Source organism: Leifsonia sp. 10L418 (genome assembly GCF_056395445.1).
Genome location: NZ_JBFTJN010000001.1, coordinates 102910 through 120006 on the forward strand (window position 1 = coordinate 102910; position 17097 = coordinate 120006).

A 17097-nucleotide genomic window follows, 5' to 3' on the forward strand; every position below is an offset into this window, starting at 1 on the left:
CGAGAAATCCGTCGCGCGCGTCGAAAACCGCGACGCGCGACGAGCTCAACGCGCGTCGCGGTTTTCAGCCCGCGCGGCGCAGAAGCCATCGGGGGCGAGCTCGCCCAGGCGCGGGTCAGTCCGGGCGCGCGTCAGCGCAGACGCTGGCAGCGCGGACAGAAGTGCGAGGAACGATTCATGAACGACTCGCGCACGAGAATCGTGCCGCAACGCGGGCACGGCGTTCCGTGCTGCCCGTAGGCGTTGAGGCTGTGCGAGAAGTAGCCGGACTCCCCGTTCACATTCACGTATTGGGCGTCGAAGCTCGTTCCGCCCTCGACGAGCGCCTTGCCGAGAATCTCGCGCACGGCGGCCAGCAGCCGGGTCACCTTCGGGCGTGACAGCGAGCTCGCCGGCTGGGCATAGTGAAGTCGGGCAGCGAACAACGCCTCGTCGGCATAGATATTTCCGATCCCGCTGACGAGAGCCTGATCGAGAAGGGCACGCTTGATGCCTGTGTTCTTGCGGGAGAGCGCGAGTCCGAAGCCGGCGGCGGAGAAGGCCGGATCGAGCGGGTCGCGTGCAATGTGCGCCACCTGCGACGGGATGAGGTGCGCCCACTCCCCCGGCGTGGTGGCATCACCACTGAATCCGCCGACGAACCCATCGCGGGTGGGCAGCATCGTGTCGACAGCCATGCTGCCGAAGATGCGCTGGTCGACGAAGTTGAGCCAGAGCTCACCATGGTCGGGATGATCGAGGTGCAGACGGATGCGCAGCATCCGGTCACCCTCGGCGCCCGGGTTTCGAAGCAGCACTTGGCCACTCATCCCCAGGTGCATGACCAGGGCCTGACCGGAGGCGAGCGGGAGCCAGAGAAACTTGCCCCGCCTCACCGCGGCGTGCACGCGCTGTCCCTCGAGGGCGTTCACGAAGGATTCGCTGCTCCCGGTATGCCGACGAAGCGATCGGGGCTCGAAGATCTCGACGCCGGCAATGACGGCCCCGGTGACCGCCGGTTCGATTCCGGCGCGCACGACCTCGACTTCGGGCAGTTCGGGCACGCGTGGCCTCAGTTGCGACCGAGGAGGGCGCAGGCTTCGAGAGCCGCGGCCATCTCAGCGTGCTTCTTGCTGGTTCCGTGACCCTCAGCGCTGACCAGTGACCCGACGGTGACCGTGGCCACGAAGACCTTCGAGTGGTCGGGTCCGCTCTCGGTGATGGTGTAAACGGGTACACCGGCACCACGATGGGCCGCGAGTTCCTGCAGCGTCGTCTTGGGGTCCATCGAAGCGCCGAACCGCGTCGGATCGGCCTTCAAAGGCGCGATCAGACGCATGACGAGTTCAGTCGAGACGTCGACCCCGGAATCGAGGTAAACGGCACCGATGAGAGCCTCGACGGTGTCGGCAAGGATCGACGCCTTCTCGTTACCGCCGGTGAGCATTTCCCCGCGACCCAAGCGGATGTATTGGCCGAGACCAATGCTCCGCGCGACCTCGGCCAACGCAGCACTCGAGACGAGACTCGCCCGGCGCTTGGCGAGATCGCCCTCATCGAGATGAGGGTAATCCCGGTACAGCATGACCGTGACGGCCTGCCCGAGAATTGAATCGCCCAGAAACTCGAGTCGCTCGTTGGTCGGAATTCCGCCATGTTCATAGGCGTAAGACCGGTGTGTGAGCGCGAGCTCCAAAAGTTGCGGGTTAATCGACACACCGAGGGTCGTCTGGAGCGACGAGCCCTCGGCCTGCATACCGGTCATGACTGGTATACCGAAAAGTATCGACTAAACGTCGGCGACCTTGCGGCCCTTGTACTCCATGAACAGCGGGGTGCCTGCGGAGTCTTCGACAACCTTGGCACGGTGCGGGAGGCTGTAGGTGACCTTGCCGTTTTCGAGCGTCTTGACCAGCGTGGGGGCCTCGGCCTTCCACTGTGAACGACGCGCGTGGGTGTTGCTTCGTGACTGCTTCCGCTTCGGAACTGCCATGACTACTTCTCTTCTCTATCTGTTTCAGCATGAATGTCTTCATCCGTGCCGATGTCTTCGAAGGCTTGGAATCCCGCAAGCGCGGACCACCGGGGGTCGCGCACTTCTTTCGGTTCAAGTACCGGGGATTCGGCAAGCCGCTGCCCGGTCTCCATGTCGAGACCTGGGCAATCCCGCCGGCAAACCGGCTGGAAAGGCAGTGACAAAACCACTGCATCCCTGATCAGAGGTTCAAGATCCACGTGGTCATCTTGAACTTCAAACTCAAAAGCTTCGTCTAAAGAGTACGCGAAAAGCTCCTGAAAATGAACTTGACGCGGGAACTCGATGTCAATCAGGCATCGGCCGCAGATTCCGGATGCCTGTGCAGACAGATCTGCGGTCACCAGAATGCCGTCGTGGATCGTTTCCAGGCGCAGGTCGGTGGCCATGATTGAGCCGGCTTTAACGGACACGAGTCCTTCACCGAGGTCTTCTGGAACCACGAGATCGAGGTGGCGCTCGTGCATCGAGCCTGGCCGATTGATGAGGTCACGCACTTCGACCGTGTATGGCGTTTTCTTGAACTTGGTCACGAGATCTAATTCTACGCTTCTCAAGATGGGAGCTTGCTCGGGTCAGGGCGGGCAGCGCCTCGGCCCTGCGGCAGAAGCGAAGCCGGCAGCAGCGTCGCGAGGAGACGGGTGAAGCGTGGGGCGCCGGAGTGAAGTGCGCCGACCACGAGCAGAACGTCGTGTTCTCGTTCGACGCCGCTTGTGCGATCGTCCCCGCGAGGGCGGCGATCGTATCGTTCCCGCTCCTCCTCGACGAGCAGTCGCTCCAGCGCGGCTCGCTCCTCGGCACCGGTCATCGCCGGCATGTCGGCCAGTCGCGCCGCGAAAGCTCGCGGGGATTCCGTGCTGTACACGCCGATGCGGTGATCCCGTGCGGTGTCGGTGAGTTCCAGCCAAGCCACACCGGCATTCGCGTCGCCGGATCTGATCAGAGCGCGGCGGCGGGCGCGGCGCAGCTGGCGGACAACCAGCGGCACAAGCAGCAGCAGCAACACGGCGAACACCGCGCCGGTCACCTTCCCCACCGTGTCGATCGTCTGCGCTTGAGCGGCTTCGGCAGGAATTGCCGTGCTCTGGCTCTGCCCTGGCTTGTCGGTCGGGCGCGGAATCGACGTCGGCGCCGCGGGGCTCTGCGTGCTCCCGGCGGGTGCCGGCTGATTGGGCCTGGCGTAGGCGGGCACGGTTCCGCGGCTCGGCGTCGGCTCAAACGGAACCCAGCCGATTCCGACGAAATACAGTTCCGGCCACGCATGCAGGTCGTGCGAGTCGACGGTGTACGTGCCGGCCGACGCCCCGGCGTTGGATTCGCGGGAGCCCGGAAGGTAGCCAACGGCCACCCGGGCCGGGATGCCGAGCGTGCGAGCCATGATGGCCATCGCCGAGGCGAAGTGCACGCAGTATCCGGTCTTCGATTCCAGGAAGGCGCCGATGACTTGGACTCCCCCGCTTTCAGCGCCATTCACGACGGGAGCCTTGGTGTCGTAGCTGAATCGGTAACTCCGTAAATAGTCCTGCAGGGCCACAGCGGAGTCGTAGGCGGTCGTCGCGCCCGCTGTCACGCTCTGTGCGGTCTCATCGATGATGGCGGGCCGCGGCGACGGCACGTCGAGCGAGCCGAGGATGTCCTCGGGATAGCTCGTGCTCGCGGCGCGCAGCTGTTCAGCTGTCGGCTCGAGTTGCAGCGCCGTGACGGTGTACCGCTGACCCCTGGTCGTGCTGTTCGAGCTGGTGATCACCTCTGCCGAGTCGTTCCAGAACCATCGGCCGTTCAAACCATCGACCGCAACGGCGGGTGACGGCGCCGGAAGCCAGGTCGTCGCCACCCCGTCGATGTCAACCTCGGTCCTCGACTCCGACGTCTTGACATCTGGGCCGAGCCCGGGGGGCCGGGTGATCTCGTCGATGGAGAGGCCCGTGCGCCCCGGAGGAGAACCGGACGTCCAGGTGGTTCCGACGAAACGGTCCAGAGTCAGCAGTTTGAAGTACGGAAGGGTCGTGGCCGTCGTCGTGTAATGAAGTACGGGGCTCGGATCGGGTCGACGCAGGTCTTTGCCGATGTCGACCAGGGGGCTGACCCCGGAACCGAACAACAGCCCGCCGGTTCCGTTTCCCACCAGCGGGCCCGCCCCGACCGGCGGGAAGACGATGCTGAGCATCAGCGCGGCAACAATTCCGATTCCGCCGACGACAAGCGAACCGCCGACGCGCCACTGCTCCACGCGCCGTCGCACTCGCTGATCGACCATCAGGAGAGCCAGGAAGGCGGCGGCGGCCAGCATCAACGCCACCACAGACGCTCCACCATCGATGAGCAAGCCGGGCGCAGCCAGCGGAATCAGCATCGGCACCCCCGCCAATGCGGGGGCCCGCCAGGCGATTGCGCAGGCATCCATCAGAATCGCGAGGAGTCCGGCCCCGACGATGAGCAAGAACATAATGCCGGCATCGACGTCTGCCGGAACGTTCTGCACGTAGATCGAATCGATGCCCTCCCCGACCAGGGCGTCCAGCCGGTCAATCGTCGCCGTCGTCGGAATCAGCCAGAGCAGACCGCTGCCTCGACCGAAGAACAAGGTGATGAGCATCACGAAGACGCCGACCTCCGCGAGCACGGTCAGTCGGGGGCCGAGTCCGCGCGCGCGGAGGAGTCCCCCGGCGCCGAGAACCACTGCGGCGGTGACCACCATCGGCAGCCACCATCCGGTGCCGTCGAGGATCGCGCCGAGGGCTCCGCAACTGACGGCGAAGAGAACCAGCAGGGCTGCAACGATTGGCCACTGGGCGTCAGGTACCCGCCGCTTCCTGCCGCGCGCGGCTCGTTTGCGCGCAGATTCTTCGGTGGCCTCCGGAGGCCGCACGACGGCCGGAGAACCGGGAGGTGCTTGCACCGGGATCATTTCTCGACCTTGCGCACACTCATCGCCTGCTCCCAGGCCCGACCGAAGTCTTCTTCGCGATGCACGGCCACGCAAAGCCAGCCGGAGTCGGCCAAGCGATCGATCATCTCTTCTGACACGGTGTCGAGCACGAAGGCAACGGCGGGGTCGGCATGCACGCGCAGAACGTCGAGGGTGTGGACATCCTGATCATCGACCGCCGACAGAATGGCGAAGGTCGGTTCGAATCCCCGATCTGCCGACGACTCTGTGCGCCGCGGGCCGGCGGGAGAACCATCGACCGGCGCGGCGACCGGAACAATTCCGGCCAGACCCTCGAGCAGGGCACGATCGCCGTGCAGACCGGTGTAGGTCGCGGGTACATCGCCGTGGATGGCTGCCGCCTCACTGCCAGGCCCGTCGGCGCGCAACTGACTCTGTCCGAGTTCAATGACCTCGAGGCGGTAGCCTGCCTCCAGCAGATGCACACCGATCGAGGCAACGAACTCGATGCTCAGCTCGAAGGCGGAATCGCCGGGGTTCATCACATCGAAATCGCGGGATGAGTTGGCGGCCTCCGTCGTGTCGAGCACGATCCGCACCGACGGGTTGCTGCGTTGTTCCTCTTGTCGCACCATGATCTCGCCGCGCCTGGCCGTGGCCGGCCAATTGACCCGCCGCATCGGATCCCCCGGGCGGTACTCCCGCGCGATGAGTTCATCCGCGTGCGGATTATGGTGGCGTTGCAGCTCGTGGTTTGCTCCGTCGCCGCCGACGACGGACAGCCCGCTGCCCGGAAGCCACGCGACGCGCGGCGTCACGACCAGGTCGTTGGCCGACCCGCAGGGCCGTTGCGAGAACGCCAAGCCGAACGGGTCGAACCGGGTGAGCACGAGTGGACCGACGTCGTAGACGCCTCGCTCGTCCGGGGTGAGGGTGTAGTCGACGGTGGCGGTCTGCGGCCGGTGCGGCGCGCCGCCCAGCACCCCCTGGAGTCCCGGGAGAACGGCAGAATCCGGCCCGAGCAGCCCTGCGGACGTGAGCTCTGTCCAACGGATGCCGTTGAGGGGTCCCGCCGACAGATTCTGCAGCCGCACCGACACCGACGCCGACGACCCCGCAGCGACGACGGGCGGCCGGAACACGCGAGTAATCTGCACCCGCACCGGCCGCAATCCGACCACGACCGCCGCGACGACGGGAACAAAAACGAGCACGCCCCCGATGAAGAGCAGGTCCTGACGTCCGAGCAGATAGGCGACGGCCAGAATTGCGGCAGCCACGATGAGAAAGACTCTGCCGCGCAAAGTCAGCCGCGGAAACCAGACCGGAACCGCCGGTCGCCGTCGTGGGGACATTGTCGTCAGCGCGCGACACTCACCGGAACAGGTGTCGCCGCAAGGATTCGCAGCACGATCTCCTCGATGATCGGCGCGCTGTCTTGGCGATGGTGGCCGACGGCCCGGCTGGTCGGCATGAGACGGTGCCCGAGCACCGCGACGGCCAGGGAGTCGATGTCATCGGGCAGAACGTAGTCCCTCCCATGCAGGGCGGCCTGGGCCTTGGCCGCTCTGATCAGTTGGAGAGTGGCGCGCGGGCTCGCCCCCAGCCGGAGGTCACGATCATCCCGCGTGGCGCGTACGACCGCCACCACGTATTCCTTGACTGCGCTGGAGGCAAAAACGTTGCGGGCGCCCACCATCATCGCTTTCAACTCCTCGACCGACACGACCGCTCCGATCTCAGACAGCGGGCTCGTGGTGTCACGGGAATCGAGCATGGCCAGCTCCGACGAGGTGTCGGGGTAGCCCATCGAAATCCGGGCCATGAACCGGTCACGTTGTGCTTCGGGCAGCGCGTAGGTGCCTTCCATCTCGATCGGGTTCTGGGTGGCGACGACGGTAAAGGGGCTCCCCAGCGGGTAGGTGACACCATCGATGGTGACCTGGCGCTCTTCCATGCATTCGAGCAGAGCCGACTGCGTCTTCGGGCTTGCCCGGTTGATCTCGTCGCCGATCACGATGTTGGCGAATACCGCGCCGCGCTTGAACTCGAACCGCCGCTCAGCCTGATTGAACACCGACACGCCCGTGACGTCGGAGGGAAGCAGGTCGGGGGTGAACTGGATGCGACTGACGCTGCAGTCCACGGAGGCGGCCAAGGCTTTGGCCAGCATCGTCTTTCCGACACCCGGCACATCTTCGATCAGGAGGTGCCCGCCGGCCAGCAGCACCGTCAGCGCCGTGTGCACCGCGGCCGACTTGCCATCGATGACCTTTTCGACGTTGCGGACGATACGGGCCGCAGCCGTCTGGATCTCAGCGACGGCCGGGATCGAGCCGTCAGCGAGCCGGGAGGAATTCGCACCGTGTGTGCTGCCGGCCGGTTCCCCGCTCAGCCCGCCGCGCACCGCCGCACCCTCGACGGGAACAGTGACATCTCGGCCGACGCCCTGGTCGGTCGAGAGTGGAAGCGAGCCCGGGTTCACACGCGCACCTGTTGCAGGTAGCGGGCGACATTCGACGGCACGTAGGGAGCGATGTCACCGCCGAGGGAGGCGACCTGACGCACAAGTGAACTTGAGACATGGGCGTGGGCCGGGTCGGGCAGTAGAAAGATCGTCTCCACCGACGCCAGATTACGGTTGACGATAGCCATCGGGGTTTCGTAGGCCACGTCAACCTGCGAGCGGATGCCTTTGACGAGAACACTCGCGCCGACTTCCTGGCAGTAGTCGACCAGCAGACCGACGCTCCAGGAGGCGACGACGATGTTGCCGGGCAGCTCAGCCTCGGCGATCGCCTCCTCCAGCAGGGAGACCCGCTGGGTGATCGGCAGCAGCGCCGACTTGCCGGGGTTGTGCACAACGAGAACGTGAAGCTCATCGAAGAGGCCGGCGGCCCGTCCGATCACATCAAGGTGCCCGAGGGTGACGGGGTCGAAAGAACCAGGGACGACGGCGATCCTGTGCATAGGGATCACACTAGCGCCACCGGTAATCCACCGCTTCGTTCAGAGGCAACCTCCAAGCTTGAGCGTGTCCGCGCAGAAGCGGGCGGATGCGATGAACTCGCGACCGCCCGCGCTGCTCGCCCTGCCCGGTGGCACTCGAAATCAGCGCACCGGGTTCCGGCCCCGGTGCTGCCTCTCAGCCGTATTCGGGGAGGGCGATCGCGTCGGACTTGTCGAGCAGTCGAGCGACGAGCTGGCGCATCGGCCAGTGGTGCATCATCCGCGCCGAGAGCACCCGCATCCGGAGCATGAAGCGCCCCTTCGGAAGGAAGCCGTTGACGCCGCCCGGGGGCAGCGTGTGGGACGCGGCGACATACGGCCGCATGACCTTCTCGTAGCGCGAGAAGGCCGCGGCGTGATCCCCCTGTGCACGGCCCAGCTCACCGGCCAGCACGTACGCGCCGACCAGGGCCAAGCTCGTGCCCATGCCCGTGAGCGGCGAGCCGCAGTAGCCCGCATCTCCGAGCAGCGCGACCCGGCCGCGGGACCAGCCCTCCATATGCACCTGGCTGACTGTGTCGAGGTGAAAGTCGTCATCCGCATCGGCCGCCGCGAGCAGCTCCTCAGATCGCCAGCCCATACCCGCGAAGACCTCGTGCAGAAGACGCTTCTGGCTGGCGACGTCGCGCCGATCGACGTCCACTCCGGTGTCGGCAAAGGCGAGCATGGCCTTGGCGGTGCCGCCTCGCTCCGGCCGAAGGGCGAGCATCCTGCCGGGCTCGTTGTACATGTCGAACCACGAGTCGAGTGGTCCGGCATCCCAGACCGTGCAGTAGCCGAGGTAGGCGCCGAGGTGGACCACGAACTGGGACTCCGGACCGAAGGCGAGCGATCGCACACCCGAGTGGATCCCATCGGCTCCCACGACGAGGTCAAAGGTGCGTGTGAGCCCGCTGAGGAAGGTGACGGCGACGCCGTCGACACCGTCCGACAGCGCCGTGATGCGGTCGCCGAAGATGATCTCGGTGTGCTCCTCGACGAGGTCGTGAAGGATCTCCGTGAGGTCGCCTTTCATGATCTCGATCTCGGTCACCGGACTGCCGTCGCCGACGAACAGATCAGCGGGCATCGTGGCGAGCTCCCTGCCGGTTCTGTCGATGTAGCGCAGCCCCTTCTCGTGCACGATGCGTTCTCGAACGCGCGCCATGATTCCCATACGCTGCGCGACCACCTCGCCGAGACCACGGAGGTCGACGGCCTGTCCGCCGAGTCGAAGATCGGGCGCTTGCTCGACGATCGTGGACCGAATGCCCTGCCGGTGCAGCCAATGCGCGAGGGCAGGCCCTGCGATCCCTGCACCTGAAATGAGTACACTGTATTCGTTCATAGCTCGAACGGTAGTACAAGCAATGTACGCCGTACAAGTGTTCTAGTTTTGAGGGTGGTGTACTAGTACGGTGCGTGTGACTTCTCAGAGCATTGCGGCGGAGATCGCCAAGCGGATCGTGTCGGGAATTCTGGGCCCCGGCGATCGAGTCCCTTCGGCGCGCGGGATCACCAAGGAGTGGGGAGTCGCAATTGCCACCGCCACGAAGGCGCTTGCGCAGCTGCAACTACAGGGGCTCATCGTGTCGACGCCGGGCATTGGGAGCGTGGTCGCATCGCCGGCCGCCCCGTCGCCGGCACACCTGTCGACCGAAAGGGTCGTGGCGGCCGCCATCATGATGGCGGATGCGGAAGGCATCGATGCGATCTCGATGCGACGCATCGCCGCCGAGCTCGGCACCTCGACGATGTCGCTGTACCGGTATGTCGAAAGCAAGGACGGCCTCGTCCTGCTCATGATCGATACGGTGCTCGGGGAGGATTCCTTCCCACCCCCGTCAGACTCGGACTGGCGTGCCGATCTGGAGGTCTCCGCCCGGTTGCAGTGGGCGGGCTTTCTGCGGCATCCGTGGCTCGCCGGCGTGATGTCAATCACGAGACCACAGCTCGTGCCGAATGGATTCCGTTATACGGAATGGTGTTTGCGAGCACTCGCTCCGCTTGAGTTGAGCATGGAGTTGATGATGTACATCAGCGTCATCGTCTTCAGTCACGTCAAGGGGATGGCGATCGACATCGCCTCCGAGGCCGAGCAACAGCAAGACACGGGTCTCACAGCCGACGAATACATGACGACACGATCCCCAGACATCGCGGCGATGGTATCGCCGCAAGACCTCCCGCTGCTCGCCTCCCTGGTGCGATCAGACGACTTCGACCTTGACTTGAACGCCTTGTTCGAATTCGGGCTCCAGCGATTGCTCGACGGAATCGAAGGCTGGCTCGCCCGTACGCCTGTCGTCGACAACACGACCCCCAGCGCAAAGAAGCCCCTGGCCCCCGGGGAAGCCTGATCGTTCGTCGCTCCCCCGTCGGAGAGCACGATGGGCTGAGTCGAGACTCAGCCCTTGCGGAGCCAGGAGCGCTCGGACTCGTCGAGCCGGCGCCGCACCGCTGCGGCCAGTGGCGGAATGCTCGACAGATCGGGATCGTCCCCGATGAGTTCGTGTGCGTGGGCACGGGCCTGGGTGATCAGCTCGCCATCCGTGGCGACGCGAAGCAGCCGCAACGACGACTTGCCACCTGACTGCTCGCCACCCAAAACGTCACCTTCCCGCCGCAGCGAGAGGTCGGCCTGGGCCAGTTCGAAGCCGTCGAGAGTCGATGCGACGGCATCGACGCGCTCCCGGGCGAGGGAGTCGGCCGACGCGGTGGTCACGAGCAGGCAGAGCCCCGGGATCTCGCCTCGTCCCACCCGGCCCCGCAACTGGTGCAGTTGAGAGACGCCGAAGCGATCGGCATCCATCACGACCATTGCCGACGCATTGGGTACGTCGACGCCGACCTCAATCACCGTCGTCGCCACGAGGATGTCGATGTCACCCGCGGCGAACGCACGCATCGTCAGGTCTTTCTCGTCGCTCGACATCCGACCATGCAGCGGCTCGATCCGGGCGCCGGCGAGCTCGGGTTTGGCGCGCAACTCGGCGAGCAACCCCTCGACGGTGATCGGCGGTGTCTTCACCTCGTCGCCCTCACCGGCAGGCGGCGCTTCCTCCCCCGGTTCCCGCAGCTTGGGCGAAATTGCGGAACAGACGACGAAGGCCTGGCGGCCCTGTGCGAGCTCTTCGGCGAGCCGCGTCCAGACGCGCATCGACCAGGCGGGTTTTTCGGCGAGCGGTACGACGAAGCTCTCGATTCCTTGGCGCCCGGCCGGGAGTTCGGCGATGGTGCTGACATCCAGGTCGCCGAACACGGTCATCGCAATGGTGCGCGGGATCGGAGTGGCCGTGAGCACGAGCACGTGCGGCGGCTGGGCGCCTTTCAAGCGCAGGGCCTCACGCTGTTCGACCCCGAATCTGTGCTGTTCGTCGACGACGACGAGGCCGAGGTCGAAGAAGTGAACAGTGTCGCTGAGCAACGCGTGGGTGCCGATGACAATGCGCGCCTGGCCGGACACGGTGCGTAGCAGCGCCTTCTTGCGGTCGGCGGCCGGCAGCGCTCCAGTGAGCAAAGTCGGCATGAGCTCGGCCGCACGGTCGGGTCCGAGCATGCGCACGATCGAGCGAAGATGTTGTGCCGCGAGCACCTCGGTCGGCGCAAGAAGGGCCGACTGTCCGCCGGAATCGGCGACCGCGAGCATGGCGCGCAGCGCGACGACCGTCTTTCCCGATCCCACCTCGCCTTGCACGAGACGGTTCATCGGACCACTCTCGGCCAGGTCCCGGGCAATTTCGCCGCCCACCTGGCGCTGGTCGCCGGTCAACTCGAACGGAAGGGTGCCATCGAAGTGATCGAGAAAACCGCCGGGCGTCGGCACGCGAGGCCGCGTCGCCCGCCCGCGGGCCGCATTGTGCTGCAGCACGAGCGCGCATTGCAGAACGAACGCCTCGGTGAATTTGAGCGTGTCTCTGGCCGCGCGCCAGTCGGCATCCGTTGCCGGACGATGGATCTTCTCGAGGGCGTCGCGCTGAGTGAGCAGTGAGCGTTCGGCGCGCAGGGCACCGGGCAGCGGGTCGGGCAGCGGGCCCAAGGCGTCCAGCACCAACGCCACGGTCTTCGCGATCTGCCAACTCGCCACTGTCGAGGTGGCCGGGTAGATCGGAATCGGCGCCTCGACCCAGCGCCGTTGCGCATCACTGTCGCGCGGAGGTGCGTCGGCGTCGTCGGTGAAGAGTTCGTAGTCGGGATGTGCCAGCTGCAGGGCCCCCTTGTAGTCCGTCACCTTGCCGGCGAAGATGCCGCGCATGCCGCGGCGCAGCGCTTCGGCGCGCCACTTCTGGTTGAAGAAAGTCAACGTGAGAATGCCGTTGCCGTCGGAAATCTTGACCTCGACGATGGAACCGCGCTTGGACTTCATTTCCCGGAGATTGACCGACAGCACTTCGGCGACGATCGTGACGCTCTCGCCGCGCGGCAGCTCGTCGAGCGCAGTCAGCTCGCCGCGACGGGCGTAGCGACGAGGGTAGTGGCTGAGCAGGTCACCGACGGTTTCCATGTCGAACGCCTTGGCCAGTGCCTGGGCCGTGCGACCGCCGACGACGGCCGAGATCTTGGTGTCGAGGGTGGCGTCATAGATCAGCGGCTTGGCGGGTCCGGAGGCGTGCGCCGAAGGCTCGGCCGACGGGTTGGGCAGAATCGGCGCAGCGTCAGTCACCCCCCTATCTTTTCATTCCCCGCCTCGCTCTGCCGATAGGCTCAAAGAGAGATGACTCGAATTGTCGCCGGTTTCGCCGGCTCCCTGACCTTGGCCGTTCCGAAGACCGGTACCCGCCCCACCAGCGACCGTGTTCGCGAGGCGATCTTTTCGGCGCTCGACGCGCGCGACGCCATCAGCCACACCCGCGTGCTCGACCTCTACGCCGGCTCCGGCGGCCTGGGCCTCGAAGCCGCCAGTCGCGGAGCACGTTCTGTTGTGCTCGTCGAGAAGGCCTCGAGCGCCGCCGCAATGTGCCGCAAGAACACCGAGGCCGTGTTGCGGATGGCCCCCTCACGCGACGCCCCCAAGATTTCGACAACCGGTCAGTCGGTGCAGGCCTTCCTGAACTCGGCCACCGGCGAGTTCGACCTGGTCTTCATCGACCCGCCCTACGACCTCGACGAGGCCGAGCTGACCCAGAACCTAGCGGCGCTCGCTCCCCTGCTCTCCGAGGACGCCCTCGTGGTTCTGGAGCGTGGCTCTCGCTCGCCCGAGCCCGTGTGGGGCACCGGCCTCGTGCCCTCGCGTCGCAAGGCCTACGGCGAGACGATCGTCTGGTACGTGGAGCCGGCCCTCCCCGACGCCTGATCTGCTGACTGGCTCACGCCTGACCTCACCATCTGACCGTGCGCATCCGCCCATCACACGTCGCCGAGTTTGACCGTTCCGGTCGAAGCACCCCGGCACACCAGGGTGTTTCGACCGCAAATCTCAAACTCGGCGCGAGGGATCAGCCGACCGCACCGTTCCAGCCACGGTAGGGGTCCCAGCCATTCTGGTCGTGCGGGGCACCATCGACGAGAATCGATCCCGCCTTCGCCGTGACGACCCCGATCGCCCGAAATCCGGTGGGTAGCGGCACGTCGGCGGGGAACGTCGCGAGCAGACCGTGGTCTTCTCCACCGCCGAGCGCGACCTCGATGCGCTCCCCCAGCGCCGATGAGTCGAAATCGATGCCGACGCCGCTCGCACGGGCGATCCGTCCGGCGTCGATGGCGAGCCCGTCAGAGACGTCGAGCATTGCCGTCGCCCCGCCGAGCGCGGCGACCGGGCCGAGAAGAACCGGCGGTTCGGGGCGAAGCTGGGCGTTGAGGGCCTCAGGATGCGCGAGCTTCAGCTCGTCCGCACGCGCGGCATCCGGGTTGCCCGCCTCGTCGACACCGTGCCGAAACAGCAGTTCGAGACCGGCCGCCGCGGCGCCCAGGCGACCAGCGATCGCCACGACATCGCCGGGACGCGCGCCCGAGCGCAGAACCGGGGCGCGCCCGCCCAGATCGCCGAATGCCGTCACGGCCAGCGTGAGGGTGTCCGACGCCGACAGGTCGCCTCCAACGACCCCACAGCCCGGGGACAGGGCTTCGCAGCAGGCTCGCAGTCCGTCGGCGATGCCCTCGATCACGCTGATCGGTGTGTGCGGGGGCGCCGCGATGGCCACGACGAGCGCCGACGGTGTCGCACCCATGGCCGCGACATCCGAGAGGTTGGTGGCTGCAGCCTTCCAGCCGAGGTCGTTCGGCGTCGACCAGGCCAGCCGGAAGTCAGGACCGTGGATCATCATGTCGGTGGTCACAACGAAGCGCCCGTCCGGTGCGGCGATCACCGCCGCATCGTCACCGGGGCCGAGCAGTTCGGCGTCAGCGTGCGGCAGACGCGGAAAGATGCGAGCAAGCACTTCGCCCTCGCTCAGGTCGGCCAGGGTCAGCGTGTCGGCACTGGCCGATCTCGGCGAAGGAGGGGTGCTCGCAGCATTCGTCATATCTGAAACGGTAGCCTGAAAGGGATGACTCTCCGATTCCGCGCGCGCCACGCCGCACTCCGCCCCGCCGCACTCGCGGTCCCCGTTCTCTTCGTCGGCGCCCTGCTGCTCTCCGGCTGTGCCGCGGCTGTTCCGCTGCAGCCGGCCCCCGACGCCACGAACGCGAAATGTGCCGATGTCATCGTTCATCTGCCCACCTCCGTCGCCGACAAGGCGGAATTGGAAACCAACGCGCAGTCGACCGGCGCATGGGGGGAACCCGGCGCGTCGTCGATTCTGCTGCACTGCGGTGTGGAGGTTCCCGGGCCGACGACCCTGCCATGCGTGAGCATCAACGGCGTCGACTGGATTGAAGACGACACCGACGCCCCCCTCTACCGATTCACGACGTACGGGCGGGAGCCCGCCGTCGAGGTCGTCGTCGATTCGAAAGCTGTCGCCGGATCAACCGTGCTGGCCGACCTCACGAACGCCGTCAGCGTTCTCCCGACCACCGGAGCGTGTCTGGGCGCCGATGACGTGACGCTCCCCTCTGACGCGCCGACCCCGTAGCACCCGTCAACGTCAGCAGCCCCCGATCCGTGATCGGGGGCTGCTGACGTACCTGTGATGGATCGGGTCGAAGGCTACGATCCGTGCCCGACCCGCGCGAGTGCCACCTCGATCAGCTCGTCGATCAGCTGCGGGTAGGTGAAGCCGCTGGCCAACCAGCACGTGGGGAACATCGAGATCGGGGTGAAGCCCGGCATCGTGTTGAGCTCGTTGACGACCCAGCCGTCAGCGGTCAAGAAGAAGTCGACACGGGCGAGCCCGGCTCCGCCGATCGCGTCGAACGCGCGAATCGCCAGCGCCTGCATCTCGGCCAGTTCCGCAGCGGAGAGATCGGCCGGGCAGACCAGGTCGATGCCGGCCGCCCCCTCATACTTGGCGGCGAAGTCGTAGAAGTCGCGACCGCTGACGATCACCTCACCGGCGACGGATGCCCGGGTGGGCGTTCCCGGGCGATCTTGCAGCACGGCGACCTCGATTTCGCGCCCGACCAGGCCCGATTCGATGAGCACCTTGTGGTCTTCGGCAAACGCCGTCGCCAACGCCTGGGCCAGCTGATTCGGAGTCGACACCTTGCTCACGCCGACACTCGACCCGGCGCGGGCCGGTTTCACGAACGCGGGAAGACCGAGTTCGGTCAGCGCCTGCTCTGCCAGCGTGGAGTCGGCCGCGTGCGCGTCGGCAGTGATCGTGCGCCACGGCGCCACCGGCACTCCGGCCTGCATCAGCACCGTCTTGGTGAAGTGCTTGTCCATGCCGAGCGCCGAGGCGAGCACGCCGGAACCCACGTAGGGCAGACCGATCAACTCGAGCATCCCCTGCAGGGTGCCGTCTTCGCCGAAGGGCCCGTGAACGATCGGAAAGACCAGGTCGACGTCACCCAGGTCACGCGTTTCGCCGCCATCCGTCACCCGCAACGTCGTGTTGCCCGCGCTGTCGGGCCAGATCACTCGGGTGCCGTTGTCGACAACCTCCGGCATCGCTGCCGGGTTCAGCGCAAACTTGGTGGGGTCGTCCGCTTCGAGGATGAACGCGCCGTCGCGCGTGATCCCGATCGGGATGACCGTGTAGCGGTCGCGGTCAATTGCCGCCAGTACCCCGCCGGCTGTGGCGCAGCTGATCGAATGTTCGCTTGAGCGACCCCCAAAGAGCAGCGCTACCGTGAGCTTGTCCGTCATCAATCGTCCTTTCGCCCTGCGGTTCCCCAGAGTCGGTGGTCAGGTGGGGCGCGATGTCCCTCGGGTTCAATGTTCCGGCAAGTACCTGGCGCACCTGCTCGACAATAGGCATTTCGACGCCCTTGGCGCGCGCCAGTTCCAGAATCGGGCCGACGGATGCGAGACCCTCAGTGGTCTGCTGCATCTGCTTGGTCACATCATTGATGCTGTAACCCTGGCCGAGAAGGCGTCCCGCCGTGTTGTTGCGCGACAGCGGCGACTGGCAGGTGGCGATCAGGTCGCCGAGGCCGGCCAGACCGGCGAGTGTTTCGGGGTGAGCGCCGTAGGCGACGGCGAAGTCGGTCATTTCGACGAGTCCGCGCGTGATGATTGAGGCCTTGGTATTCTCGCCGTAGCCGACACCGTCGACGATGCCGATGGCCACGGCGATGAGGTTCTTCAGGACGCCGCCGAACTCAGTGCCGATGACATCCGTGTTCACATAGGAACGGAAGTAGCGGGTGTTCGCGAGCATCGCGACGGCCTGCGCCGTCTCCAGGCTGCTTGACGAGACAACGGCGGCCGTCGGCTGCTCCTTGGCAATTTCCAGCGCCAGGTTCGGCCCGGAGATCGCGGCGATACGCGACGGATCGATCGGCAGCACTTGCTCGATGACCTCGCTCATGCGGAGGCCGGTCGAGCGCTCGACGCCCTTCATCAGGGAGACGATGATCGCGTTGGGCTCGAGATACGGCTCGGCGGCGATCAGGTTCTCGCGCAGCGACTGGCTGGGAACCGAGACGAACACCTGCTGGGCACCGGCGAGGGCCAGATCGAGTCGTGACGTGGCGCGCAGCCCGACCGGCAAGTTGATGCCCGGCAGGTAGTCGCTGTTGCGGCGCCCCTCGGCGATTTCCTTGGCGAGCTCGGGTCGGCGCGCCCAGAGCATGACGTCTGCTCCACCGTCGGCCAGAATTTTGGCGAACGTCGTTCCCCAACTTCCGGCTCCGAGCACAGCAACGCGGGGGGCAGGCTGAA

Annotated in this window: 16 protein-coding genes; 3 read left to right on the forward strand and 13 right to left on the reverse strand. The window is 66.2% G+C overall.

The annotated features are described in order from the left end of the window. Positions 1-131: 131 nt before the first annotated feature. The 9 genes from mutM to AC1DCF_RS00490 form a co-directional block, all read right to left on the reverse strand. Entirely contained in the window at positions 132-1043 is a 912-nt protein-coding gene (gene mutM, locus AC1DCF_RS00450) for a bifunctional DNA-formamidopyrimidine glycosylase/DNA-(apurinic or apyrimidinic site) lyase (protein ID WP_477209299.1), read from the reverse strand. 8 nt (positions 1044-1051) lie between these two features. Continuing rightward, entirely contained in the window at positions 1052-1744 is a 693-nt protein-coding gene (gene rnc, locus AC1DCF_RS00455; RefSeq protein WP_441790422.1) for a ribonuclease III, read from the reverse strand. 24 nt (positions 1745-1768) lie between these two features. Continuing rightward, positions 1769-1972, reverse strand: a complete 204-nt coding sequence (rpmF, locus tag AC1DCF_RS00460) for a 50S ribosomal protein L32 (protein WP_345063222.1) — start codon at positions 1970-1972, stop codon at positions 1769-1771. A gap of 2 nt (positions 1973-1974) precedes the next feature. Then, complete coding sequence (locus AC1DCF_RS00465; RefSeq protein WP_441790421.1) at positions 1975-2547, reverse strand: YceD family protein; 573 nt, start codon at positions 2545-2547, stop codon at positions 1975-1977. Between the two features lie 20 nt (positions 2548-2567). Beyond that, complete coding sequence (locus AC1DCF_RS00470; RefSeq protein WP_477209300.1) at positions 2568-4922, reverse strand: transglutaminase TgpA family protein; 2355 nt, start codon at positions 4920-4922, stop codon at positions 2568-2570. After that, positions 4919-6184: a DUF58 domain-containing protein gene (locus AC1DCF_RS00475; RefSeq protein WP_477209301.1), complete on the reverse strand. Its 1266-nt coding sequence runs from the start codon at positions 6182-6184 to the stop codon at positions 4919-4921. The genes AC1DCF_RS00470 and AC1DCF_RS00475 overlap by 4 nt, the downstream gene beginning before the upstream one ends. 80 nt (positions 6185-6264) lie before the next feature. Further along, the gene (locus AC1DCF_RS00480; RefSeq protein ID WP_477209808.1) at positions 6265-7236 is read right to left on the reverse strand and encodes an AAA family ATPase; all 972 of its coding nucleotides are present in this window, start codon (positions 7234-7236) and stop codon (positions 6265-6267) included. A 149-nt stretch (positions 7237-7385) separates the two neighbouring features. After that, positions 7386-7874, reverse strand: a complete 489-nt coding sequence (gene coaD, locus AC1DCF_RS00485; protein ID WP_441790418.1) for a pantetheine-phosphate adenylyltransferase — start codon at positions 7872-7874, stop codon at positions 7386-7388. A gap of 175 nt (positions 7875-8049) precedes the next feature. Further along, positions 8050-9240: an FAD-dependent monooxygenase gene (locus tag AC1DCF_RS00490; protein WP_477209302.1), complete on the reverse strand. Its 1191-nt coding sequence runs from the start codon at positions 9238-9240 to the stop codon at positions 8050-8052. A 76-nt stretch (positions 9241-9316) separates the two neighbouring features. On the opposite strand from AC1DCF_RS00490, the gene AC1DCF_RS00495 reads away from it, so the two are divergent. Continuing rightward, positions 9317-10252, forward strand: coding sequence for a TetR/AcrR family transcriptional regulator C-terminal domain-containing protein (locus AC1DCF_RS00495; RefSeq protein ID WP_441790416.1), 936 nt, complete (start codon positions 9317-9319; stop codon positions 10250-10252). 47 nt (positions 10253-10299) lie between these two features. Here AC1DCF_RS00495 and AC1DCF_RS00500 read toward each other — a convergent pair whose 3' ends face one another. Further along, the gene (locus AC1DCF_RS00500) at positions 10300-12477 is read right to left on the reverse strand and encodes an ATP-dependent DNA helicase RecG (protein ID WP_477209809.1); all 2178 of its coding nucleotides are present in this window, start codon (positions 12475-12477) and stop codon (positions 10300-10302) included. A 129-nt stretch (positions 12478-12606) separates the two neighbouring features. Between AC1DCF_RS00500 and rsmD the strand changes: the two genes are divergently transcribed. Then, a complete protein-coding gene (gene rsmD / locus AC1DCF_RS00505; RefSeq protein WP_441790415.1) occupies positions 12607-13185 on the forward strand; it encodes a 16S rRNA (guanine(966)-N(2))-methyltransferase RsmD in 579 nt (192 codons plus the stop codon). A gap of 142 nt (positions 13186-13327) precedes the next feature. Here the strand turns inward: rsmD and thiL are convergent, their stop codons facing one another. Further along, on the reverse strand, positions 13328-14353 hold the full coding sequence (gene thiL, locus AC1DCF_RS00510; protein ID WP_477209303.1) for a thiamine-phosphate kinase: 1026 nt from the start codon (positions 14351-14353) through the stop codon (positions 13328-13330). A 24-nt stretch (positions 14354-14377) separates the two neighbouring features. Between thiL and AC1DCF_RS00515 the strand changes: the two genes are divergently transcribed. Next, positions 14378-14905, forward strand: a complete 528-nt coding sequence (locus AC1DCF_RS00515) for a DUF3515 domain-containing protein (RefSeq protein WP_477209304.1) — start codon at positions 14378-14380, stop codon at positions 14903-14905. 74 nt (positions 14906-14979) lie between these two features. Here the strand turns inward: AC1DCF_RS00515 and AC1DCF_RS00520 are convergent, their stop codons facing one another. After that, positions 14980-16080, reverse strand: coding sequence for a D-alanine--D-alanine ligase family protein (locus AC1DCF_RS00520; protein WP_477209305.1), 1101 nt, complete (start codon positions 16078-16080; stop codon positions 14980-14982). Then, the gene (locus AC1DCF_RS00525) at positions 15983-17074 is read right to left on the reverse strand and encodes an NAD(P)H-dependent glycerol-3-phosphate dehydrogenase (protein ID WP_477209306.1); all 1092 of its coding nucleotides are present in this window, start codon (positions 17072-17074) and stop codon (positions 15983-15985) included. The genes AC1DCF_RS00520 and AC1DCF_RS00525 overlap by 98 nt, the downstream gene beginning before the upstream one ends. Positions 17075-17097: the final 23 nt, after the last annotated feature.

Coding starts and splice junctions, on each gene's coding strand:
- coaD (WP_441790418.1), bottom strand. CDS start 7,874: ATGCACAGGATCGCCGTCGTCCCTGGTTCTTTCGACCCCGTCACCCTC.
- AC1DCF_RS00520 (WP_477209305.1), bottom strand. CDS start 16,080: ATGACGGACAAGCTCACGGTAGCGCTGCTCTTTGGGGGTCGCTCAAGC.
- thiL (WP_477209303.1), bottom strand. CDS start 14,353: ATGACGAATGCTGCGAGCACCCCTCCTTCGCCGAGATCGGCCAGTGCC.
- rpmF (WP_345063222.1), bottom strand. CDS start 1,972: ATGGCAGTTCCGAAGCGGAAGCAGTCACGAAGCAACACCCACGCGCGT.
- AC1DCF_RS00515 (WP_477209304.1), top strand. CDS start 14,378: ATGACTCTCCGATTCCGCGCGCGCCACGCCGCACTCCGCCCCGCCGCA.
- AC1DCF_RS00490 (WP_477209302.1), bottom strand. CDS start 9,240: ATGAACGAATACAGTGTACTCATTTCAGGTGCAGGGATCGCAGGGCCT.
- rsmD (WP_441790415.1), top strand. CDS start 12,607: ATGACTCGAATTGTCGCCGGTTTCGCCGGCTCCCTGACCTTGGCCGTT.
- rnc (WP_441790422.1), bottom strand. CDS start 1,744: ATGACCGGTATGCAGGCCGAGGGCTCGTCGCTCCAGACGACCCTCGGT.
- AC1DCF_RS00470 (WP_477209300.1), bottom strand. CDS start 4,922: ATGATCCCGGTGCAAGCACCTCCCGGTTCTCCGGCCGTCGTGCGGCCT.